The sequence below is a fragment of the Anabaena sp. WA102 genome, from assembly GCF_001277295.1.
Taxonomy (GTDB): domain Bacteria; phylum Cyanobacteriota; class Cyanobacteriia; order Cyanobacteriales; family Nostocaceae; genus Dolichospermum; species Dolichospermum heterosporum.
Map to the genome: position 1 here is coordinate 1,067,315 of NZ_CP011456.1, position 24,640 is coordinate 1,091,954.

The 24,640-nt window shown below is 39.0% G+C and carries 21 protein-coding genes and 1 pseudogene; 2 read left to right on the top strand and 20 right to left on the bottom strand.

The window, feature by feature from the left end; genetic code table 11:
- Positions 1–8: 8 nt before the first annotated feature.
- The 18 genes and pseudogenes from pseG to glmS all read right to left on the bottom strand — a co-directional run bounded on the left by pseG (position 9) and on the right by glmS (position 21,727).
- Complete coding sequence (gene pseG / locus AA650_RS04355) at positions 9–1,064, bottom strand: UDP-2,4-diacetamido-2,4,6-trideoxy-beta-L-altropyranose hydrolase (RefSeq protein WP_053538107.1); 1,056 nt, start codon at positions 1,062–1,064, stop codon at positions 9–11.
- On the bottom strand, positions 1,064–1,414 hold the full coding sequence (locus tag AA650_RS27580; RefSeq protein ID WP_199924442.1) for a pseudaminic acid biosynthesis-associated methylase: 351 nt from the start codon (positions 1,412–1,414) through the stop codon (positions 1,064–1,066). Before AA650_RS27580 ends, pseG begins: the two co-directional genes overlap by 1 nt.
- Positions 1,393–1,698, bottom strand: a complete 306-nt coding sequence (locus tag AA650_RS27585; RefSeq protein WP_199924373.1) for a hypothetical protein — start codon at positions 1,696–1,698, stop codon at positions 1,393–1,395. Before AA650_RS27585 ends, AA650_RS27580 begins: the two co-directional genes overlap by 22 nt.
- Before the next feature lie 2 nt (positions 1,699–1,700).
- Complete coding sequence (locus AA650_RS04365; protein WP_053538108.1) at positions 1,701–2,447, bottom strand: cytidylyltransferase domain-containing protein; 747 nt, start codon at positions 2,445–2,447, stop codon at positions 1,701–1,703.
- A gap of 32 nt (positions 2,448–2,479) precedes the next feature.
- Complete coding sequence (locus AA650_RS04370) at positions 2,480–2,932, bottom strand: DUF29 domain-containing protein (protein ID WP_053538109.1); 453 nt, start codon at positions 2,930–2,932, stop codon at positions 2,480–2,482.
- A 188-nt stretch (positions 2,933–3,120) separates the two neighbouring features.
- Entirely contained in the window at positions 3,121–4,299 is a 1,179-nt protein-coding gene (pseC, locus tag AA650_RS04375; protein WP_053538110.1) for a UDP-4-amino-4,6-dideoxy-N-acetyl-beta-L-altrosamine transaminase, read from the bottom strand.
- A gap of 223 nt (positions 4,300–4,522) precedes the next feature.
- Positions 4,523–6,259, bottom strand: coding sequence for an ABC transporter ATP-binding protein (locus tag AA650_RS04380; RefSeq protein WP_199924374.1), 1,737 nt, complete (start codon positions 6,257–6,259; stop codon positions 4,523–4,525).
- A 184-nt stretch (positions 6,260–6,443) separates the two neighbouring features.
- Positions 6,444–7,454 carry a UDP-N-acetylglucosamine 4,6-dehydratase (inverting) gene (gene pseB / locus AA650_RS04385; RefSeq protein ID WP_053538112.1) on the bottom strand — a complete coding sequence of 337 codons (1,011 nt, stop codon included), beginning with the start codon at positions 7,452–7,454 and terminating at the stop codon, positions 6,444–6,446.
- Positions 7,455–8,618: 1,164 nt separating this feature from the next.
- Positions 8,619–9,425 carry a Uma2 family endonuclease gene (locus AA650_RS04395; protein ID WP_053538114.1) on the bottom strand — a complete coding sequence of 269 codons (807 nt, stop codon included), beginning with the start codon at positions 9,423–9,425 and terminating at the stop codon, positions 8,619–8,621.
- 1,091 nt (positions 9,426–10,516) lie between these two features.
- Positions 10,517–10,729: a hypothetical protein gene (locus tag AA650_RS04400; RefSeq protein WP_053538115.1), complete on the bottom strand. Its 213-nt coding sequence runs from the start codon at positions 10,727–10,729 to the stop codon at positions 10,517–10,519.
- A 105-nt stretch (positions 10,730–10,834) separates the two neighbouring features.
- Positions 10,835–11,299 carry a DUF29 domain-containing protein gene (locus AA650_RS04405; RefSeq protein WP_053541184.1) on the bottom strand — a complete coding sequence of 155 codons (465 nt, stop codon included), beginning with the start codon at positions 11,297–11,299 and terminating at the stop codon, positions 10,835–10,837.
- Between the two features lie 68 nt (positions 11,300–11,367).
- Positions 11,368–11,547, bottom strand: a pseudogene (locus tag AA650_RS04410) (hypothetical protein); the annotation flags it as partial.
- A gap of 47 nt (positions 11,548–11,594) precedes the next feature.
- Entirely contained in the window at positions 11,595–12,335 is a 741-nt protein-coding gene (locus tag AA650_RS04415) for an NAD-dependent epimerase/dehydratase family protein (protein WP_053538117.1), read from the bottom strand.
- 96 nt (positions 12,336–12,431) lie between these two features.
- Positions 12,432–13,631 (bottom strand): IS4 family transposase, encoded by a 1,200-nt coding sequence (locus AA650_RS04420; RefSeq protein ID WP_053537530.1) that lies wholly within the window; start codon positions 13,629–13,631, stop codon positions 12,432–12,434.
- Positions 13,632–14,795: 1,164 nt separating this feature from the next.
- Entirely contained in the window at positions 14,796–15,761 is a 966-nt protein-coding gene (locus tag AA650_RS04425) for a GDP-mannose 4,6-dehydratase (protein WP_053538118.1), read from the bottom strand.
- Between the two features lies 1 nt (position 15,762).
- Entirely contained in the window at positions 15,763–16,188 is a 426-nt protein-coding gene (locus AA650_RS04430) for a hypothetical protein (protein ID WP_053538119.1), read from the bottom strand.
- A 423-nt stretch (positions 16,189–16,611) separates the two neighbouring features.
- Complete coding sequence (locus AA650_RS04435) at positions 16,612–17,919, bottom strand: glycosyltransferase family 4 protein (protein ID WP_053538120.1); 1,308 nt, start codon at positions 17,917–17,919, stop codon at positions 16,612–16,614.
- A 1,912-nt stretch (positions 17,920–19,831) separates the two neighbouring features.
- Complete coding sequence (gene glmS / locus AA650_RS04440; protein WP_053538121.1) at positions 19,832–21,727, bottom strand: glutamine--fructose-6-phosphate transaminase (isomerizing); 1,896 nt, start codon at positions 21,725–21,727, stop codon at positions 19,832–19,834.
- 75 nt (positions 21,728–21,802) lie between these two features.
- Between glmS and AA650_RS27590 the strand changes: the two genes are divergently transcribed.
- Positions 21,803–21,970, top strand: coding sequence for a hypothetical protein (locus AA650_RS27590; RefSeq protein ID WP_199924375.1), 168 nt, complete (start codon positions 21,803–21,805; stop codon positions 21,968–21,970).
- A 72-nt stretch (positions 21,971–22,042) separates the two neighbouring features.
- Here the strand turns inward: AA650_RS27590 and psaC are convergent, their stop codons facing one another.
- Positions 22,043–22,288: a photosystem I iron-sulfur center protein PsaC gene (psaC, locus tag AA650_RS04445; RefSeq protein ID WP_015080270.1), complete on the bottom strand. Its 246-nt coding sequence runs from the start codon at positions 22,286–22,288 to the stop codon at positions 22,043–22,045.
- Positions 22,289–22,752: 464 nt separating this feature from the next.
- On the opposite strand from psaC, the gene AA650_RS04450 reads away from it, so the two are divergent.
- On the top strand, positions 22,753–23,103 hold the full coding sequence (locus AA650_RS04450; protein WP_053538122.1) for a DUF6464 family protein: 351 nt from the start codon (positions 22,753–22,755) through the stop codon (positions 23,101–23,103).
- Between the two features lie 99 nt (positions 23,104–23,202).
- On the opposite strand, the gene fmt is transcribed toward AA650_RS04450, so the two are convergent.
- A complete protein-coding gene (fmt, locus tag AA650_RS04455; protein WP_053538123.1) occupies positions 23,203–24,204 on the bottom strand; it encodes a methionyl-tRNA formyltransferase in 1,002 nt (333 codons plus the stop codon).
- Positions 24,205–24,640: the final 436 nt, after the last annotated feature.

Here is a 24,640-nt window from a genome sequence, read left to right on the forward strand (position 1 = left end):
TTGACTCACTAAGCTAACATACTGACCATCGCTGAGACAACGCGCTTTGCACCATTGCCATCTACTAACTGCTGTCCTTTTTTACTCATGGTTTCCCGATGGGGGCGATCGCCAATTAAGTCTTGTATTGATAAACTCAAACCCTCAATAGTTACATCCTCATGCCAACCCAGATTAATAATTACACCTTGTCGATCTAATTTTGCCGTAATCTCTTTTTGATTATCCGCTACTGTGATTACAAGACTAGGCAAACCCATAAATGCTAATTCCCAATTAGTTGAGCCACCTGCGGCGATCGCTATGTCTGCCCAAGCCATCAACTCAGGCATATTAGTGACATTTTGTTGTAAAGTAATTAATATTCTGGATTTTGCAACTTCAGTCTGTAATTTATCGTAGTGCGGGTTGCTACCACCGACAACAACAATAACTTCTAAATTATCACTGTTTACTAGTTGTAAAGCTTGAATGACTTTAAGTGTGACATGATCAGGATCGCTACCACCTAGAGTAACTAAGATTCGCAGGGATGAACCAGGAGGGGATTTCCGTAGTTGATATCTAGCATGATCGCGCCATGACCAAAATTCACGCCGCAACAAAGTGTATTCACACCCTAACAGAAATTGGGTTTTTGGGTTGATGCGGGGATAGAGACTGGCATCAGCATCAATATTTTGATTTAATATGAAGTCAGCACAATAACTATCAGCGTGTCCATAATCGTCTATTACCAATAATTGTAATCCAGCCGCTTTAATTGTTTGTTGATAACTAGCATCAAAGTGATAACCATCGAGAACTAACCAAGGGCTGTGATAATTTTGACAACATGTAATGGTCTCCAGTGCATCTGCCAAAGATCCGGGTAATGGTGCAATTTCCAGCCTATTTATGCCCTCAGTTGCCAGTCTTTGGGCGAGGGTGACGGGGAAATCTTTGTGGGTACAGAAGTATACTTGTCCACCGTCAGTTTGCCAAGCCTGAGCAAGTGCTAAACAGCGCATGACATGACCTGTACCCATTTGGGTAGATGCGTCAGCACGGATAATTATATTCATCAGACAAGGTTAGACTTTTTCAACAAAAACCAATTCATATCGTCTTGAGGAAATTGATAGTCACGGTGATATACAAAACCATAATCAATCAATTCTAAATCATTAAATTTATCCATGATTTCTCCGGCAAAATCTCTCTTAAATAATTTTCCTTGATGACCTCGATAAGAAACTTCTACAGGCGTGGGATTATAATATTCACAAATACAAATATATTTATTACTAGTTTGATACAATAAGTCATAAACTTGATTTAAGTATTCAGGATTTATGTGAATTAAAACTCCCTTAATTAAAACAAAATTTCTTTGAAAATCAACTTGAAAATCTAAAATTGATTGAGTATAAATATTAACCTTCCCCCCCCCATTTTTGCCATTTGGTCAACAGCTTTTTGATTAATTTCAACAGCAGATAGTTGGGCTTTAGGTAATAATTTACTAATAGCTAATAAATTTAATCCGATGTTAGAGCCAAATTCAATAACTGAATCTATTTGTTGAGTTTGTCTGAAAATTTGAGAAAAAAGAGCTAGATTAGCAGAAACTAAGTCAATATTAGCATTTCTATCTACGTATTCATTACCAAAACTTTCAGCCCAAAAATTCTCTTGTTCGGTTTTAAAATTGGTCATTTTTATTCTCCTAGTTGTTTTTGTTTAATATGAGCATTAATATTAATGAGATCGGGATTTTCTCCCAAAAATTTTAGTATACTATCCATTCCAAACAAAGGATCTTTATCATATAAATTATCATAAATAATTTTAATTAATTCATAATCCTCTGGAGTATCTAAAGTCCAGCGATGATAAGATAAATCATCATCATTATTTAAGTTATGCAAAGAAAAGATATCTGGATTTTCTTGAATATAAGGGGTAACGTGTTCTCTTTCATAATCTTTAGTGGCAGAATTATAAGCTAATTCTAAAGCACTATAAGTAAATATTTCTACATCTAATCCTCTCGGAAAACTGCGTTTTAATGAATTACTTAAATAGTCAATATTTAGACCATTGCTATTTTCTTCCTGAAAATAGGATAATAGCTGATCAAGAATTTCTGCATCTAATAAAGGACAATCAGAAGTAACTCTGATTACAGTGTCTGCTTGATGTTCTTTAGCTGCTAAATAATATCTTTCTAAAACATTATCTTGGCTGCCTCTAAACCATTTTACTCCTAATTTTTCGGCTTCTTCAACAAGACAATTATCATGGGGTGATGTAGTTGTTGCCACAATAATCTCATCAATTCTACTACAAGCCTTAACTCTGGTTACAACATGAGCTAAAACCGTTTGATCGCAGAGTCTTTTCATTACCTTTCCTGGTAATCTAGTTGACCCCATTCTGGCTTGGATAATAGTGATGGTTTTCATTACTTTTGAATTTAATGTTTATATATAAATAATTATGATTCAACGGTCTTGTGATCTGGCCAGAAATCTGGATTGATAATCTCATCTAGTTGAAAAGGACAAGTTTCAGGGAAATTTTCATCGGGTAAATCGGTTTCTGCGATCGCTAAATCTCTAGCTTCAGACCAACTTTCTACTAAGGCTTCATTGAGACGGGACTTTAACCCAGGATTACGACGCAGCAACTTGTCAATTGATGTTCGCTGTACGCGAATTGTCGCTCGCCAACTGTTAGAACGTCGCCAGTGTTGCACCTGCCATTTGAGCAGATGCGCCACTAATTGCATCAACCTTGACTCTAACTGATCGTAATGACGATTACCCAAATCTGTTAGCTCCTCGATCAGATGAGATAAATCTAACTGCTCAAATTTCTCCTGACGCAGTAAATCTGATTGTTGATGCGCCCAGCTATAAAAGTCAGATTCATACAATGTGTCACTCATGTTGACTCTCCATCAGGTCAAGATGTCTGTTGATAAGTAGTGAGACAGAATTAATTACACAATGTCATTGCGTAAGCGTTGCGTGGCGTTAGCCATATGGAACGAAGTGAAATGAAGCAATTCCGAGGGTTGTGATTGCTTCCCTTCGCTCGCAATGACTGTAAATATTTTTGTCCAATTACTTATTATTATCTTCCTATGTAATCTTGTAAAATCTCCCCTAACGTCTTAATAACATAATTTTGATTGTCTTCAGTCAAATCATAATAAAGCGGCAAACTAATCGCCTCCTGATAATAAGATTCAGACTCAGGAAAATCACCCTGCTTAAATCCCAATTGCTGATAATAGGGCTGGGTGTGAACAGGAATATAATGTACATTGACTCCAATTCCTGCGGTTCTGAGTGCCTCAAATACTTCTCGATGGGAGCGATTGATGGAATGGCGTTGTAACCGAATTACGTATAAATGCCAACTCGAATAGGTATCAGGATGTTGATAAGGTCTAGTCACAGGTAAATCTTGCAAGCCAATATTATATCTTGCTACCAACTCATGACGACCCTTGACGAAGGTATCCAACCTTTCCATCTGACTTGCACCCAAAGCGGCTTGTAAATCAGTCATCCGGTAATGATAACCCAACTCCAACTGCTGATAGTACCAAGGTCCTGGGGAATCTCCCTGAATAAAGCGAGGATCGCGGGTAATACCATGACTCCGCAGCCGGATCAACTTTTCATAGAGGTCTTGACGATTGGTTAAAATCATGCCTCCTTCGGCAGTAGTGATGATTTTAACTGGGTGGAAACTAAATACAGTCAAATCGGAAAACTGACAACAACCAATAGGGCGATCGCCATAACGTCCACCTATACCATGGGCTGCGTCTTCAATCACCTGAAAGCCATACTTTTGTGACAACTCAGCGATCGCTTTCATGTCGCAAGATTGCCCAGCAAAATGGACTGGAACCACAACTTGAGGTAATTTCCCCCGTTCTGCTGCTAGGGCTAATTTGTCAGCTAGGGCGGGAATACTGAGATTATAGGTTTGAGGATCAATATCCACAAAATCCACTTCCGCACCACAGTACAAACCACAGTTTGCAGAAGCTACAAAGGTATTAGGTACAGTCCACAGTCTATCACCAGAACTTAACCCCGCAGCTAAACAGGCAATATGTAACCCCGCTGTAGCACTAGCCACCGCCACTGCATATTTTACCCCACAGTATTCAGCTACTAAGTTTTCAAATCGAGCGATCGCTGGTCCTTGGGTTAACCAGTCTGACTGTAAAACGCTGACTACTGCATCAATATCTTGCTGATTAATATTTTGCCGTCCGTAGGGAATATAGTTCATAAAACTGAAAACTTAAAAAGGTGTTAAAAATCAACCCTAGAAACTAAATGGTTTTGAGTTCGGACTCATACTTAATTTATACCTCATGAATTTCTCAAAAAAGAGGAAACATTACCTGAGTTTTTGTAAATTTCCCTAGCTGGCGCGACTAAGGAGTAGTATTGACGTTTTGTGCTATTCATAAGTGATTTTACTGTTACTAAAAGTAGTGAATAGTATTGCTTTATTTCTCTCTTGATTGCAGCGCCCAATAGTGGGCATATTTCCCATCTAGTTCCAATAACTCCTGGTGATTGCCCTGTTCCACCACTTGTCCTTTTTCTAGGACTATAATTTGGTCGGCACGGACAATAGTAGAAAGACGGTGGGCAATAACTAACACGGTGCGATCGCGCTCAAACTGATTTAATGCTTCCTGTACTAAGCGTTCAGACTGACTATCTAAAGCACTAGTAGCCTCATCTAAAATCAATATCTCCGGCTGCATTAAAATTGCCCGTGCCAGTGCTATCCGTTGTCTTTGCCCACCTGAAAGCCGATAGCCCCGCTCCCCTACCACCGTATCATAACCCTGGGGGAGAGAGGAGATAAACCCATCAGCTTGAGCTAAATGAGCAGCATCTCGCACTTCATCTGCCGTTGCTTGGGGCAATCCGTAGCGGATATTTTCTAAGATACTCTGGTTAAAAATAAAGGTGTCCTGACTAACCACTCCCAGCCCCTTGCGCCAGCTTTCTAAGCTATAGGATTGTAAAGCCAATCCGTCTACTAAGACTTGCCCTGATGTGGGTTCATATAGGCCAATCAGCAAATCTGCGATGGAGGACTTACCAGCCCCAGACTCCCCCACTAAGGCTGTGACTGAATTTCTTGGTAATTTAAATGACACATTGACCAGAGATGGGGTGGTAGTTCCATCATAGTGGAGGGATACTTCAGTAAAGCTGATAGCGGATTTAAGTCCGGTGAATTCTGTGCCGCCCGAACGAGTAAACTCTTTATCTTTTGTATATAAAATTTCATCTATGCGTAACATCCGTCCTGAGTATTCCGCCAACTGCTGCATTGTTCCAGCTATTCCCTGCATCTGCATGGACAGACGATTTAGTGCCAAAATAAAGGTAGCTAGAGATGGCAACACTGCCGACTGCTCTCGCCGCAGGAGCAGTGAACCGGCTGTTAATAAAACAGCAACCACTAAAATCGTTAAGCTATTATTCAGGGGGCTGGTAATGGACATTAACCGCACTTGGCGCTGTAAAAAGCCTAGAACTTCTTGCTGTAGGGATCTTACTCGTTCAATTGTCTGGGCTTGACGACCAAAGGTATGCACCACTCGCAGGGCTTGGATATTTTCCACCATGTCTTTAGAAACATCTACCTGGGCATGGGAAAGTTTAACTGAAGTGGCACGAATGCGGGGCAGTAACCAGCGTTGAACAAACATCAAAACTATAAACAATAACACTGCAACTGCGGACAGAGGCACGGAAATTGCTAGGACTGTGACTGAGTAGGCTAGGACTAAAAACACTCCAGTCAGCAGCAGATTCCAATTTCTCATTTGTAGGTCAATTGTGCTACCTCCTTCACTAACATGGGTACTTAAGTCTCCCACTTTATAGCGACTAGCACAGGGAAAGCTGAGACTAATAATCCGGGCAAAGATTGTTTCTGTCATCTGGGCTTGAATCCGGGCTGTCAAATCTCCAGTAGCTACTTTACTCACATAGTCCATGAGGCTGCGTGTTAATTGCAACCCTACTGCTAAGGCAATGAGGACTAAAAAAATTGTTTGGCTGTCCCCAGTCCATTTTTGAGCTAACCAGGGAAATGTGGACGCTATTTGGTTGGGTAAGTGAGGGAGTTTATGAGACTCTAGAACCCCTAGCGCTAAAAAAATTACCCCCAAGGTGGCGGTTTCTAAAGAAGCAGCTAGTAGGTTACTGGTAAAGGACAAAAGTAGTAACTTTTTGTTCCGGTTTATTGTTAACCCAATTTGCTGATAGGACGGGGTACTGAAGATTTTAAATGGGGTTAACCATTTTGTTTGAGTTTTTCTCAGGAGATTGATAAATGCCACAATAAACCACAATAAAATTAAATTTTTTAAACAAGCCCGGTGTTGATAGCTGATATATTACTCAAACCCGAAAATTTGGATCTACATGAGTTTGAATTAACTCCCGAATCTCTTCTACGGTCAGAAACTGACTGTTTTCACCGGAATTATAATTAAATCCTGGTTTTACTGGGGTGGCGTTCATGCGATCGCAATATGATTCCACGTTATAACTGTTAGTTATGGGCAAAATTGCATAATACTTACCCAAATCTACCGTTGTCAAGGAATCAGCACTGGTAATCATTTCTTCATGGACTTTCTCCCCAGGACGGATACCAACAATCCGATGTTCACAATTTGGGGCAATAGCCTTGGCTACATCAGTAATTCGGTAGGAAGGAATCTTTGGCACAAATATCTCCCCTCCCACACCATTCTCAATCGTCCACAGCACCATTTCCACTCCCTCTTGCAGCATGATATTAAACCGTGTCATGTTTGGATCAGTAATTGGAATCACCCCTTCATGGCGCTTGTTGAGGAAAAAAGGAATTACTGAACCACGAGAACCCATAACGTTGCCATATCGCACCGCACTTAAACTCAGTTCTCGTTTACCCTTAATATTATTTGCTGCAATAAATAATTTATCTGAACATAGTTTAGTTGCCCCGTACAAATTAATTGGCGCTGCTGCTTTATCGGTAGACAAAGCCACCACTCGCTTGACATCAGTATCCAAGCAAGCCTGAATTACATTCTCTGCACCAAGGACATTTGTATGAATAAATTCCATGGGGTTGTATTCCGCTGCTGGAACTTGCTTCAATGCGGCTGCATGAACGACAATATCAATTCCTTCTAAAGCCCTTCTTAGGCGATTTTGATCCCGGACATCACCCAAAAAATAGCGCAGCCCTGGAAAGTCTTGCTCTCGAAATTCTTGAGCCATTTCAAACTGCTTGAGTTCATCCCGACTAAAAATAACCAAACGAGGGATATTGGGATAACGTTCTAGGATATTTCTGACAAATGCTTTGCCAAAAGACCCTGTTCCACCCGTAATTAAAATTGTTTTATTTTCTAGCATAAAATTTTAATGATCTATCTCAACTAAATTTTTTAAATTCTTGACTGAAGGAGTCTTCACTAAGTAGGTGAACAAAACTTTCTTAGACAATGTACTTGGTTTTCTCACCTGAAAATCTTCCAATTATATTTATTTCTTTAATCGCCTAATTACAAAAGAAGGGAACAGGGAACTCTTAACTGGGAGCAAATAAGAAACACTCATTTGCACCAGTTTAGAGCTTCAGTCAAAAAAAGGATGTTTTTAAAAGATGCGTAGCACGAAAAAAACAGTGTCATTATTTCAATCTCATGTTTTTAAACATGAGTTTTTCCTGTTCCCTGTTGCCCGTTCCCTGTTCCCTCTGAATGACAATATTAGATGTCTTGTGGAAAAAGTTCCAGATTTTGGTCAGATCTTTTCTGTACTTTGGCCTCTTGATCAATATCTTAATAGAGATCCTCAAAAGGTTGTATGGAGGGACTGAGATCAAAAAGACCATCAAAGCCCAACTCACTGTTCAATACTATCCCGGTTCTGTCACTCTCGGACAACAATAATCGAATCTATTTTTTGTAACTCTTATTTTATACAGGTTTGCGATCGCCGTTCTCTCATGGATGAACAATAGAATAACACAGATTTAATTAGTATACTCAAAACGGCTTGATTGTTTGATTCTAAACGTAGGGGTAAAGCATGAGCTAAACCCCTACACATCTGGGTTCTTTGTCATTTGGCAAAAGTTTAAATCTCACCGTGTTTAGTATAGTTCGTTAAGTTCAGAGATTCTGATTTAAATGTCATCTTTATTATCAGTATATTTTGGTTGACTCCTCTGAATAATTGATACCTACTAAAGAGTTTCATGTAACCAAGCGAACTGCTTGCAGCAGCGCTTCGCTATCTCCTTCAAGATCAACAGTTTCAGATCCCCGACTTCTTAGAGAAGTCGGGGATCTGATCTTCTTATTTTATTTATAGAGTGAAGGTTAAAGAATTTCCCCAAGGACCAATTTGAGATTTCATAAATTAGCGATCGCTTTCAAGATCAACAAAGCATATCTCAATTACCGCCACTCTAGAGATTCAGATCCCCGACTTCTTAGAGAAGTCGGGGATCTGATTTTCTTATTTTATTTATAGAGTGAAGGCTTTTTTTTGGCGATGTCTATTGATCAAGGCTTAGTCAAGAGAAATACCAAGCGATCGCATTTTTTGCTTTAATTCATACAATTCCGTGTTAGCTTGTTCAGCCCTTTGAGATTCTTGTTCAGCCCTTTGAGATTCCCGTTCAGCCCTTTGAGATTCTTGTTCAGCCCTTTGAGATTCCCGTTCAGCCCTTTGGGATTCTTGTTTTGCTATTTGAATTGCTTGGTTGGCTTTGAGTATTTCATCTTTGGCGGCTTCTTGGGGGGTAGGGATGATAGTGCCTTCTAAGGAGAAGTAACGCAACTGGCCATTGTGAATACCCAGGAAAAAGCCCAGGGCTTCACTCCATAGCCATCCTTGGGCGTTGGGCGTGATGGGGCGATATTTATTAAACTCTAGTCTAAAGCCTGCAAATTCTAAGGTTTCTGGTGAAAAATAAAAGTATTCAGGGGTATGAAATCTCTCTGCGTATAAGTCTAGTTTGGTGGTGCGATCTACATTGGCGGTGGAGTCGGACAGTAATTCAATAATCAGGTCGGGATAACGTCCGTCTTCTTCCCAGACCACCCATGAGTTGCGTGGTTCTCTGGTGGTGTTTTTGACTAGGAAAAAATCTGGACCTCGAAAGTCACGATTTTTGAGTTGTTGGCGACTGAAGTAAATGCTCAGGTTTGCACCAATGAAAAAATCATCCCGCTCTTGCCATGCCCATTCGAGGCAGGTGACTAGCAATAACAGTTGCATATAGTGCAGGGAGCTTTCTATCTCTGGTTCATCACTTAAAAGTTTACTGGCATCGGGCATTTGCAACTCTAGTTCGCGGGCTGTAATTGCTGCCATGGATTTGTCCTCCTGATGCTTTGGATGATTATCTATGAGTTTAGCTACGCTATCGGCGATTATAAATCGCTAATACACAAATTAAGTCTACTTACGTGGACTAAATAAAAATTAATAGTCTATATTCTTTAAGGGCGATAGCCAAACGCTGCTGCAAGCAGTTCGCTCGACAATTTTCACTCATTTTTTCCCCTGAATTATTTATTTTATCATAAACAACGACCAATTTGAGATTTCATAAATTAGCGATCGCCTTCAAGATCAACAGTTTCAGATCTCCGACTTCTCTAAGAAGTCGGAGATCTGATTTTCTTAGTTCCAGATTTTGGTCAGATCTTTTCTGTACTTTTGCCTCTTGATCAATATCTTAATAGAGATCCTCAAAAGGTTGCATGGAGAGACTGAGATCAAAAAGACCATCAAAGCCCAACTCGCTGTTCAATACTATCACGGTTCTGTCACTCTCGCACAACAATAATCGAATCTATTTTTTGTAACTCTGATTTTATACAGGTTTGCGATCGCCATTCTCTAATGGATGGATAATAGAATAACACAGAGTTGATTAGTGTTTGATTCAAATGTCATCTTTATTATCAGTATATTTTGCTTAACTCATCTGAACAATTGATACCTGCTAAAGAGTTTCATTTAACCAAGCGAACTGCTTGCAGCAGCGCTTCGCTATCGCTTTCAAAATCAACAGTTTCAGATCCCCGACTTCTCTAAGAAGTCGGGGATCTTATCTTATTTTATTTATAGAGTGAAGGTTAAAGAATTTCCCAAGTGACTAATTTGAGATTTCATCAATTAGCGATCGCTTTCAAGATCAACAAAGCATATCTCAATTACCGCCACCCTAGACGACAAAAGGGTATTTGATAGACTAAATGAATATTCGAGGATGGGTTTCAAAGCCTCTCCCCGCGTCGGGGAGAGGTTTGGAGAGGGGTTTATTTATACATTAAAAACTTTTAAAACATCCTCTAATAGTAACATAATTTCATTATAATCAATGGTGCAATTTTTGCTTTTCTTTAACTCATACTTCATAAGTTTCAAGAAAGTTTCTGAATACTTGCTTCCCAATATTACGCTAAAATACCTAATAAAATTTTACCTAAATATAGCAAATCATCAGGAATCTTAAAAAGGTTTAAATCTTGATAGATAGTTTTTTCAATTTTATCTAATTTACCAAATTGCCACAAATTCCCAGTAGTCACAGCACCATACAATATATCTTGATCTATGATTTCAGATAAAGCAATTAATTCCACTGCCAGGGGAATGTTATTTTGCAAATATTTGATAAAAAAACTATCAATTGAGAATTTCTCTTAAAGAATAAGGACAAGTTTCAGGGAAAGATAATGGTGGATTTATCTGATACATGATTGATTAGCTCACTACATAGCTTTTTCAAAATCATCTGTCGTGTTACACAAGAATTCAGGACTTAATATTTCTTGTATATCATAAGGACAAATTTCTGAAAACGTACTTAATGCTAAACCTGTTTCTGCTGATGCTTCTCTTCTCGCATTTCGATAAGCTTTGGGTAAAATATCAGGAATATATTGTTTTAAACTTGGTTTTTCATTAAGTAGATCTTGTAAATCATCTCTTTGGTTAGCAATGGTGGTAAACCAACTAATAGAACGTTTAGAAGATTGGTATTGCCATTTTAGCAAATGAGTTAATAAAATTATTAACCGATTTTTTAACTCATTTTTTTCACTAATACCCATAGCATCTAACTCTTCTGCCAAATTCTCCCAATCCAAAGCTGTGATATCTCGACTAGCTAAGGCTAATTTTTGTTGAGTTAACCAATCCATGAAATCTGTTTCGTAGAGAGGTGATTTAGACATAAAATTAGTAATAATGACTTTCAGACTGGACAATTTCTCAACCCTATTGATCATTAGGTAAGCTGATACCTTGCATAAGAAGGTGGACGAAAGGTGCTACGCAATAATTCTGGTTGTAACAGGTGAAATTCGTCTGGCAAACCTGGCTCCTCTGGATCTTCGCTAGGTAAATCATACATCGTTGGCAGTGTTTGTTGAGGAGGTAATGGCTCATAGCTAGGTTTGCTATACACATCACTTTGATACATTGTTAATTATCTCCTGTATTTAATTGCTGTTGCCAAGATTCAACTATCTATTTAATTGTCTCTTCTAAGGAAATTGTAATATCCCAGTGAGGATAATGTTCACGCATTTTTGTTAAATCGGAATAATAGCAAATGTGATCACCAATACGATTTTCTAGTACGTAAGTAGAAAGCATGGCTTTATTACTATATTTTTCAGTTAAATTAAATGCTTCTAGAATTGAGCAGCTATTTTGCTTACCTCCTCCAAGATTATATACTTCTGCTATGCGAGGATTTTTAATAAAAGTTTCTGGAATACCATGCTCATAAATAGGATCATCATAATCCCATCTGGTATCTAATTCTTTGAGTTTAATTGTGTTCGGGCGATCGCCATAAACTTTATTTGTGGACATATGCACAAAGGGCGATTTTGGGCAAAATTGCCTCACAGCCTCTAATAAATTCAGAGTTCCTACTGCATTTGTATCAAAATCATCAAAAAGAATGGCTGCTGCCCGATCATGACTAGGTTGGGCTGCTGTATGCACGATAGCATCTGGTTGGAGACTTTCAATTAAATTGAGTACCCCTTGGCGATCGCGGATATCTACTTCATGATGAACAAACCCTTTAATGGAGTTTTGCAGTCGTTGTTGATTCCAGCGCGGATCTCCTTGAGATCCAAAGAAAACTGCTCTTTGGTTATTGTCAACACCATGAATTTCCCACCCAATAGAAGCAAAGTATAAACATACTTCCGAACCGATTAGACCTGATGAGCCTGTTACAAGTAATCTTTTCATCAAATTTTCTTGGTTAAAGTCTTTGAATAGTATAAGTAGGTTAGCATTGAAAATCGTGCGAATAACTGTATCAGACCTTAACGGGTGACAAGGCGGCTAAAGAGCTTGTTTCATAAGGGATAGAGCCTGAAAGCCCCGTTGAAAAAAGAGGCGTTTATGAGGCTTGAGATTGATTAAATTCAGAGCTAAATCAGCCCATAATTCCATACCATAAATCCATAGTTGTCCGTAGAGAGCAAAGCTAAAATCACTTTGACGTGGGTACTTGTCCTGATGTTGTTGAATACGTCCGGCATAAGTCTCTATACCTAATTTTTTCATCCGTTGACCGTGCATAGTGGCTAAACTATAAGCAATGACAATCAATAATACTAAAGCTAAAAAGCGAGTTTCATTTACTTTAGTATCCTCTAAATTATAACCACCAGTTTTACAATCCTTAAAGAATTGCTCAATTCCCCATCGACATCTATAGAGGCATAAAGTTTGTTGGAGAGTTGGTAGATTCGTCAAGATATACCAAGGTTCTTTTGGTCCAGAGTTCCGATATTTTCTCTTCCAATAAACAGCGATATTAAATAAGCCTAATTCATCCCCTTTACCACATTTAACTTTTTCATAAAATCTCGACATTCCTGGCTTAAATCCTTGATTTTTAAGAACTTGATATTCTTGTTCAGGTTTTTCTTGAAAATAAAGGTTTTTCTTCTGGCGTAAAGCGAAGTAAACTCCTTGCTCATCAAGCCATTTAGCCAGTTTTGGACTATGAAATTCTCTGTCTGCTAACACCACAATTCGACATTTTTTTAACAACTTTATTGCTGTCTTTATTAATCTTTTCTGTGTTTGTAAATTACTATTTCCGACATGATTTAATGTTTCCCAATATAGTGGTAGGGCATGAGTACCCCATACCAATGTCACCATAAATATATTTCGCCCCTTCCACTGTGTTCTATCCAGTGCTACCATCCAATAACCATATTTTTGATACTGTTTTTTATGAAAATAACGGCGCTGTTCTCGATTCAGTTGTTTTGGTGTTAACGATTGTCTAATCCAATATTTTATCAATGGAAACCATAATAATTTTACGCAGAGTTTACCTATTCCTAAAAATCTTTGTAGATTACGTTTCCTGCTTTCATATTTAATTGGTTGGGGAAACAAGCTGGCCAATTTTGACAGTTTTACTTGGCGATGAGCCTGTATTAATAACAACAATATCTCTAGTGTCAAATACTGCTGTTCACTCAAATGCTTTCGGAAAATTGTTTGATATGATTGTGGTAACATTTTTTGCTTCGGGGGCTTCTTTGTCCCTATTTTTTTACTCCCTTATTTTCTCAAATTATTGCCACATCTCATCTTCAACCGCCTTGTCACCCGTTAAGGTACTTTGGCCTCTTGATCAAGATCTTAATAGAGATCCTCAAAAGGTTGCATGGAGGGACTGAGATCAAAAAGACCATCAAAGCCCAACTCACTGTTCAATACTATCCCGGTTCTGTCACTCTCGGACAACAATAATCGAATCTATCTTTTGTAACTCTGATTTTATACAGGTTTGCGATCGCCGTTCTCTAAGGGAACACCAAAAAATAAATTACCCAATTTTGTGGGATGGGCATCCTGCCCGTCCTTGATTATTAGCGGGCAATTCGTCCCGCACCACAAGAAATTTTTGGGTATTTTTTTAATTGGAAGTCCCTAATGGATGGATAATAGAATAACACAGATTTAATTAGTAGTTCGTTAAGTTCAGAGATTCTGATTCAAATGTCATCTTTATTATCAGTATATTTTGGTTGACTCATCTGAATAATTGATACCTGCTAAAGAGTTTCATGTAACCAAGCGAACTGCTTGCAGCAGCGCTTCGCTATCGCCTTCAAGATCAACAGTTTCAGATCCCCGACTTCTTTAAGAAGTCGGGGATCTGATTTTCTTATTTTATTTATAGAGTGAAGGCTAAAGAATTTCCCCAAGGACTAATTTGAGATTTCATAAATTAGCGATCGCTTTCAAGATCAACAAAGCATATCTCAATTACCGCCACCCTAGTAGTCTGTCAACCCGAAAATGACGGGTGAAGGGAAGCAGGGGGGTAGGGGAGGTAGGGGAGGTAGTGGAGGTAGGGGGGGTAGGGGAGGTAGGGGGTAGGGGAGGTAGGGGAGGTAGTGGAGGGAAGAACAGAAGTTTTTTCCGATCATTACCCGTCAAAATAAATTTGACGAACTACTAGAGTTTCAGATCCCCGACTTCTCTCAGAAGTCGGGGATCTGATTTTCTTATTTTATTTTATAGAGTGAAGGCTTCTTTTTTGGCGATGTCTATTGATCAAGGCTTAGTCAAGAGAAATACCAAGCGATCGCATTTTTTGCTTTAATTCATACAACTCCCTATTAGCTTGTTCAGCCCTTTGAGATTCTTGTTCAGCCCTTTGGGATTCTTGTTTTGCTATTTGAATTGCTTGGTTGGCTTTGTATTTACCATCATTTGCACCACATCTGCCATCTTATATTTAGCTTCCCATCCTAATTGGATTTTGGCTTTGCGGGGATTACCTTTACCGATCGCCAAATCTGTAGGTCTGAATAGGCTACTATCAACCACCACATGATCACGCCACTCTAAATTTACAGATGTAAATGCTGCTGCGACAAAATCTTCTAAGGAAGTGCTTTCTCCCGTTGCAATTACATAATCATCAGGTTGATCTTGCTGCAACATTAAATACATGGCTTCCACATATTCCTGCGCCCAACCCCAGTCCCGCTGAATTGACATATTACCTAAATATAATTTTTCTTGACTACCTTGGGCAATCCGACAGGCAGTAGCAATAATTTTTTGAGTGACAAATCTTTCTGGACGCAGGGGAGATTCATGATTAAATAATATTCCTGAACAGGCAAATAAACCGTAAGCTTCTCGGTAGTTAGCTACTTCCCAAAAAGCAGCAGATTTAGCTACAGCATAAGGACTTCTGGGGCGAAATGCAGTATTTTCTTCTGCTGCTACATTGCCAGTATCACCAAAGCATTCACTAGAACCTGCATTGTAAACTTTAATGGTTGCGCCTAAAAAGCGAATGGCTTCTAATAAATTTAGTGTCCCTGTAGCGATACTTTCTAAAGTTTCTACAGGTTGTCCAAAAGATAAACCTACGGAAGTTTGTCCTGCTAAATTATAGACTTCATCTGGTTGGATTTTTGTGAGTACCTGTAAGACGCTGCGGAAGTCAGTTAAGGACATTGACTCCAGCTTTACTTGATCTTTAATACCCAAGTGAACTAAGTTCTGGAAAGGTGATATTTGGGCATCTCTGGATGTTCCACAAACTGTATAGCCTCGATTGAGCAGCAATTGTGCTAAATAAGATCCGTCTTGTCCAGATACTCCACAAATGAGAGCTTTTTTCATGTCAGTTCATTATCCAAAAGTCTTTAACACTGTTACCCCCAAGCATTCGGGATTGCCTATAGGTAAATTCTCCCACAGAAGGATTGCGATGGGGATGAATGACACCTGTTGCTTGTTGCCAAAGTTCGGCTGGGGCAAGAGATATCTCATACTTGGATTCATGCTTACGCACATGATACCATTTTGTTTCTTGGCACTCTTCGCACCAAAAAGCCTCTAACCACTCACCCTGTAAAGAAACTGTAGTTTTAGCTGCTACTAACATCATTGCTTCTCGTCGGGCTATACCGCGTTCTTGTAGTTGTCCGGCTTGTTCGGTAAATAGTCTGTGTTTTTGGCTAACACTATCTATGTAACAACTATGTATGGGACAATAAATGGCTCTCCGTTGGGAACGTTTCCGATTTCGCTCACACCTTTTCTGCACTTAGGCCTCCTGATCACCAACTAAACAATAGATCGTAAGAAGGTTGTAAGGGAGGGACTTAGATCAAAAAGACCATCAAAGCCCAACTCCTGATTCAACGTTGTCTGAGGTATTAAATTTTGTTAACTGAGTTGTCTGAAATTTACAAAAAAAGGGAACTCTTAACAAGTAACAGATAAGAAACAAAAGTTACAAAAAAAGGGAACTCTTAACTGGGAACAGGGAACAGATAAGAAACACTCATTTGCACCAGTTTAAAGCTCAGTCAAGAAAAAGATGTTTTTAAAAGATGCGTAGCCCGAAAAAAACAGTGTCATTATTTCAATCTCATGTTTTTAAACATGAGTTTTTTCTGTTCCCTGTTGCTTCTTCCTCTGAATGAATTTGTTCACACACTGATGCTGATTAGGCTGGAGTGACGTTTCAAGTTATAGATTTTTCTAGGACATTGATGTATTGTTTAGCGATGATTTCTGGCGTAAAGTTTGACTGCAAATATTCGCGGGAGGCATTACCCATTTTTTCTGCAAGTTGGCGATCGCTCTTTAAGTTAAGAATAAATTTAGATAAACTATCACTATCTCCATTGTCAATGCTGATACCAAACTGACCATCTGTTATTAGCTGTCGCAGGTAGGAATCTTTTGGGCAAATAGCTGCTATGGGTCTTCCCGCAGCTAAGGCTGGATAGAGTTTGCTAGGTGCAACTAAACTTTCGAGACCTAATTCTACGCTAACTAATGATAAATCACAAGCTGTCAGGGAATACGGTAGCACACTTTTTTCTTGATAGGGGAGAAAAAGAAAGTTTTTTAATCCTAACCGCTTGACATCTTGAATAAAACTTTCCCGTTTGGGTCCACCACCAATACAAACAAACTGAATTTCTTCATTTTGCAATTGTTTAGCAGTTGCCAAAATGGTGTCTGTATCATGACACCTACCCATATTACCAGAATAAAGAATTGTAAATATGCTATCCAAGTTATGTTGTTTAGCAAACCAATTTTTTTCTTTGGCAATCGGGACAATTAACTCAGGATCTCCCCAACTATGAATTACAGAGACCTTATCAGCCACTTCTGGACAGATTGCTAGGACTCTCTCCTTCATAGCAGGACTCAGGACAATAATTCCTGTTGATTTTTGCCAAATCTGGCGATTGATTGCCCACCAAAACTTGGCTAACCAGTGCTTATGAGAAACTACTCCTAAAGCGATCGCAATATCTGGATACAAATCATATATTAAACATACATAGGGGAATTTTAAAAATAAATGAGTTAAGTATCCGGCTATTGATAAAAAAGGAGGTGCTGAAGTTAATAAAAATACATCATTTTTACCAGCATTTCTGATAATATGCAAAAAAACCCGCAATGTAAATAAAACACCATTAACAGCTTTTCCGCGAATCCTATTAGACCATACCTGAGTAGATCGGGATCTTTGAACGCGAACATTGCCTAATTGTTCTAAGGCTGGGGCTTGAGCGGTAGTAAAAGCATATCCTGGTTGTCCAGTGAATACTCTAATCTTAATTCCTTGTTTCTCCAACTGTTTGACTAGCTCTTCAATCAACTGTCCTGTCGCCGCATAGTCTGGAGGAAAAAACTCAGTGATCACAGACAAAGTAGTTAGTTTACGACACAAAATATCACTAATTTTAGAAGGCTGTTCAGCCTCTATGGAATGCAAACTAGGTATGATGTAACCCTTCTGATTGGACATGGTGTCAATTTTTGTTAAATATTCATCTTGACTTATTATGAGTATAAAAATTTGAATTTTTCCGCCTTTTATTTAGTTTTATTGCTTATATAAAACCGTTAAGGAAATTTACAGACAACCAAACTAGATAAAAGTGACTCACGTAGTCAAAATTTTTTCCTTAAATGATATTCAAGCATCTTCCACACTTATCGTCAAGTATGGCAGAATTATATCATTAGATTTATCCTATAGGACTCCTATTTGATTTTTGATAGCTTGCGTGGCGTAGCCATACAGAACTCGGTACATACTGAAATCCTTCTTCCCTGTTCCCTAAATCAACGGAAAATATGGCTAACGCCACGCTATGCCTGATGCCTCCGGCACGCTACCGCGAACGGCACACTACGTGAACGCTATCAGGAATCAAACCGGATTCCTATAAGTAGGTGAACACAATAAAACCAAACTGTGTAAAGAAATGTAAAATCGCCCAAACCCTCTTCACTCTTGCCTCTTGCATGAGTGCCTTTTGCCTTGCCATAACGACAATTTTCAACACCAACCTACTTAAACAAGTTCAAAAATTTTCTAGTACAGCATGGCGCAAATAAAGCAACCATTCTTAATAGCCATTATGGGTTGGGGTAAATAAATTTCATGCTGTTATTGATGAATCGTTTCTGGGCGCAGACCCTGCGCCCCTACTTTCTGAATTTTTCATGGTCAGAATCTACTAACTCAGATTATGAAGGTGGTGAATATGCTGCTGCCATATATTTCAATTATTTTCTTTTTTTCACATCTTTAAAATTTACCATCTTTGTACCGCGTTTGATCTCAAATCGCTGTATTTCCTCGCGCGTAATCAAGCAAACCGAGAATATATGATACCATCTTCAATTGTGAAAGCTGCTAATCTGGATAGATTTAGGGTTTGTGTACCGAAAGAGCGAACTGCTTGTAGCAGCGCTTCGCTATCTCAGAATTATAATCCAATAATATGCTCTTAGTTTTATCCTAGATGCTATTTATCAGATATATTATTCATAATGGCTATATGATAAGTTTAAATTATAGAAAATCAATAATACTTTTGATATTTATAACTTTTAGCAATTTGCCTTTATATTTCCTTAATAATTAATTGAGAATCTTTTCTATTTATCAACGAGGTTGCTATACTTTCAGCGATTTGCTATAATTTCAGAGAATTTCATAATTGGGTTATTATTGTCAATTTTAGATCTTTCAGAAGATGTTAGTCTCAAACTCTTTATTGACAGTAGGTTCAGAAATTAATTTCCCAGGCTAATACAAAACTTTACAAAATTAATAACTATTCCCTCAACAATTTTAGCCATGAATTTGCTCAGAAATGATCTAATTTGAGCGATCGCAAAAATTTCCTATTGACAAATTAACAAAAAAGTGGTAGCCAACCTGTCAATGTTATTAATTTTAGTGATATTTAGGACTTATGCACGAGTCACGGAATAACGAACCACAGAGAACACAGAGAACACGGAGAAATGAGGGTTTGAGGAATATTTTGCGTAAGTCTTGATATTAAATCAACATGAATTACCTTGACTTCGATATATCGTAGGGGTAACATTGGTGTCAACTTAACGTAAAACCTCTATCCCGCAAAGAACTCAAGTCATCTCATTCCCAGTCTCTGACTGGGAATGAACTCTAGAAGGCTCTGCCTTCAATAATATTAGAGGCAGAGCCTCATCAACTGCATTCCTAGTCAGAGACTAGGAACGAGATTTGGTAGGGATTTGAGCTTAATTTGACACCAATGAAGCTCTTGCTTTACCCTTACATATCTCATCAATTACAGGATGGTTTAATGCTGATGTAGAGATTTTTCAGGAAATGTCTCTACAACGTGGTTTGCCTAAAGGATACCAGATGTTAAAATTTATTCCACAGTCACCGACTTCGCCAAATTTCTCGGCTGATCCACATCCAAACCACGCCGCGCCGCAATGTGATAAGCTAACAACTGTAATGGAATTACTGTGAGAATTGGCGAAAGAATTTCCTCAACCTCCGAAACCGGAATTAAATCATTAAAGATTTCCGCCGCTTCTCCATCTTTTACAGAAGTTACACCAATTAAACGGGAATCTCTGGCTTTTGCTTCTTGGGCATTAGAAATTACCTTTTCATATACATTACCAGGAACAGCGATCGCCACCACCGGAACTTTCGCATCTAACAACGCAATTGGTCCATGTTTCATTTCCCCTGCTGGATAGCCTTCGGCATGAATATAGCTAATTTCCTTTAATTTTAAAGCCCCTTCTAACGCAATCGGAAAATTAATTCCTCTCCCAATAAAGATAAAATCTTTTGTTTCTGAAAAATCATGTACCAAATGTTCAATATAACGTTCTTGAGTTTCCAAAATCGCTTCAATTTCCCCTGGTAACTGCCGTAAACCCGTGAGAATTTCCTCAAATCTCGAATCACTAATCTCCTGACGACGATAAGCCAAATCTAGCGCCAAAGCATAAAACGCCATCAATTGCGCTATGAAAGTTTTCGTCGCCGCTACACCAATTTCAATTCCCCCATGAGTATTGATAATATTCGCCACCATATTCCCTAAACTACTTTCTGGGCGATTAGTAATCCCCAAAAGTCGCGCTTGATACTTAGATTCTTTCCCCTGTCGGCGTTCTTTTTCCATCGCCAAAGCCGCCAATGTATCAGCAGTTTCCCCAGATTGTGTCACCCCAACAGTCAGAGTATTAGCAGTTAAAGGTGAAGGCGCGTATCGAAACTCTGAAGCATATTGTACCTGAGTTGGAATTCCTGCCAACTGTTCTAATAAATATTTACCCACCAATGCCGCGTGCCAACTTGTACCACAGGCAACAATTTGAATTTGTTCTAAATCTGCGTAGAATTCCGCTGGTAAATCCAATTTCACCGGTGATTCCGCAGTAATTTCTCCATTCTCCACTGTTGAGAAATAAGCCTCTAAACAATCCCGCACCACCCCCGGTTGCTCATAGATTTCCTTGAGCATAAAATGTTTGAATCCCTGTTTTTCCACCATAATGGGATTCCAGTTCAGAGTCCGAGGATGCTTTTTCAAACGATTTCCCGCAAAGTTATAGACTTCCACTCCTAAAGGAGTCAACCGGGCAATTTCGCCGTTCTCTAGGGACAACACAGCGCGGGTATAAGGAACAATCGCCGGCGTATCGGAAGCACAGAAAAACTCACCCTGTCCAAACCCAATCACTAAAGGCGCTTGTTGACGAACTACAATCAACTCATCAGGGTAATCAGCAGAAATAGCCGCAACAGCATAAGCCCCCTCTAATTTACTTACAGCTTCTCGCACCGCGTCTAAAAACACCGAAGGGGAATTAGGATTTTCAGGAGTATGCTTTAAACACTCAGCAATCAAATGAGGAATTACCTCTGTATCTGTTTCTGAGCGAAATTCATGTCCTAGTGCCTTCAGGTGTTCCCGCAACTCTCGATAATTCTCAATAATCCCATTTTGTACCACAGCTATCCGCAGTGCCGTATCTAAATGAGGATGGGCATTGTACTCTTCCGGTTTACCATGAGTTGCCCAGCGCGTGTGACCAATCCCTATTTGGGCAGGATTTTCGATTTGTTCCAGTTTAGAACGCAAATTGAGTAATTTACCCTTAGCCCGCACACAATGCACGTCACCTTCCAAAATAGTGGCAATTCCTGCCGAATCGTAACCTCTATATTCTAATTTCTCTAATCCAGCCAGTAAAATATCTGTCGCTGTCTGAGTGCCTATATATCCAACTATTCCACACATTGCTTAAACCACTCCAGTTTCAGGATGATTAAATTTTAAGTATAGTTGCTGGAATGAATAAGCCACTTTAGCAAATTGGTTATTGGTTATTGGTCATTGGTCATTGGTCATTGGTTATTAGGAATAGGAAACAGGAAACAAATAGATATAACAACGGACAATGGACAACGGACAATGGACAACGGACAACTGACAACGAACAACGGACAACGGACAACTGACAACAAAAATGCTGAGGAATGAGGAAAGAATCTAAATGTTTCTCCCGCTCTCACTCCTCAGCGCTAAAAGACCAAGAATTTAGAAATGAAATTCTTAGTAAGCCAAGCCCATGCTGCGAGTTGTTTCAGCGCCTAAATAAACGCGAATACTCAAAAAGTCGGTGGGGCAAGCAGTTTCACAACGCTTACAACCTACACAGTCTTCAGTGCGGGGAGAAGCAGCCACTTGAGCAGCCTTACAGCCATCCCAAGGAACCATTTCTAGTACGTCAGTAGGACAAGCGCGGACGCATTGTGTACAGCCAATGCAGGTGTCGTAGATTTTTACGGTATGAGACATTGAAAAAACTGCTCCTTTCGGGTGTTCTTCTGAGGTGAAATAATCATAATCAAGGCATAGTTTACCCCAGGGCTTGATAGCTTGTAAGCAAAAGGCTACATAACTTTAAACAATGTAATAGACACCTTAACTAATTTATCCCCCAAAATTGCTGTTATATAGCTGTAATCAGCAACATCGCCATTTAGTGTTTACCCAACTTACTCCCTGTCAAACATGGCAATTTGTAAAGATGTGTAAATTAACAGTCGTTTTCTGGAGGTCATCTATCATACCTGTGATCTATACTCTATAGATTGATCAGCCCTGGTTAAGTTGTAATGGAATATTAACTTTTAAATGACTTTATAATCCTGTAAAGACGTTTCATCAAACGTTGCTACAAAAATGGGGAACGAAGCAAAAATATCGCCAAAATATTGCGATACTCTATATGTATGTAAATCACATCACATAAACTGATCATGGAGCTAAATTCTTTACCCACTGAGGTAATTTTGACACATCCGCGTCAGTCTCTTGGTAAGTTACAACTTGATTGGACACCCCAACCGGGAAACTATCTTGATTTTGAAGGTAAAACCTACGCAGTTTTAGAGCGTTGCCATAGATATCAGCTTAGAGGAGGACGCTATAGTTTACACAATATCGCTATTTATGTCCAAAAAGCCCAAAGACCGGAAGAAAAAAGTTTAGTAGAGGGACGTTGGGTTATCGGTGATGCTACTTGTCATTATAATGCTCTTTCAGAAATTATCCGTTGTGCTGTTAACCCAGAAGGACCATGTAAATCCTGTCGGTTCTATGAAAATTAGGGAACAGGGAACAGGGAACAGGAAACAGATGGAGAGACGATGTTACCCAATCACCAATCACCAATTACCAATTACCCATTACCAATTACCCATTACCAATTACCCATTACCAATTACCTCACCAACAGTTAATCGAGTCCCATTGACAAAATCCCATCCTGATTGGGGACGTTTACCTGTTAATTGCACTTCCCGCAGCAGTAATAAACCTGCCCCTGTTTGGACAATTGCTCCTAGTCCTTTAGTAATATTTACTACTTCTCCAGGTTGACCTGATATAGTTGATAAGTTAGGTATTTTGTTAATTTTTTCCTGTAACTGCTCTGGTAATTCTTGAATGTACGCTGACTCTATGGGAACAGTAGCAATGATTTTCAATGGTTGATTGCGGAAGCTGGCAATACAGTTAGGATAAAAGCCGCGAATTTGATTGTGTAATTGGATGGCACTTTTTGCCCAGTCTAAGTCATAGTCTGGTTTTTGAATCAAAGATGCGTAAGTGGCTGTGGCATGATCTTGAGGAGTTGGTGTAATTTCCTGACGTTCTAGTTTATATAGGGTTTCTATGAGTAAATCTGCACCAGCGATCGCTAACTTTTCCGCTAAAATCTGAGCATTATCTAGTAAATTAATTGGTGTAGTTGCTTTGAGGAGCATATCACCTGTATCCATGCCCTTATCCATAAGCATAGTTGTAATCCCGGTTTCTTTTTCACCATTGTAGATACTCCACTGAATTGGTGCAGCCCCGCGATATTGAGGGAGAATTGATCCATGTACGTTGACACAACCTAGCTTTGGCATATCTAATATTTTCTTAGACAAAATTTGTCCATAAGCAATGACTACAAACACATCTGCTTCCATCTGCTTGAGTCGTGTTAAGGTTTCAACATCTTTTTTGAGTCTTTCCGGTTGCCATACTGGAATATGATGATCTGTAGCTAAGGTTTTCACGGGGGAAGGTGTCAGTTTATTCCCACGTTCTCGGCGTTTATCTGGTTGGGTAATTACAGCAAGTACCTGAAAATCACTGTTTTCCAAGAGTTTTTTAAAGGTGGGAATCGCAAAATCTGGAGTGCCAAAAAATACTATTTTCATTAGTTATTAATCATTAATTACGAGTCATGAGTCATTAATTAATGGTAAGTGTGTTCCTCATCACTGACAACTGCGACATCTGAATATTAGTAAAATTATGTTGAGCATTTTTGATTATGGGAAATAAATTTTCATGGTTTGATGGTATAGTGTTTACTATTAGTTGAGTAAAAACAGCTTCGATAAACTATCAATAGTCCAGGTAGTTAGTTCGGCGATGCTTTCGGTTCGGAAGCCTATCATTATTTGCATCTACTGTTGACGGATTTTGTGCGTCTGGCTGTGTTTTAGAGTTGGTCATTTCTCTACTAAATCAAAATTATTCGATAATTGCCCAAGTTCAAAGTAGACTGTGTTTGCTTAATCGCAGCGGTTACGAGTGTAAATTACAGTTTGTTGTTCTGGTGTATGAATTTAATGTTTTTGTTTACTATTG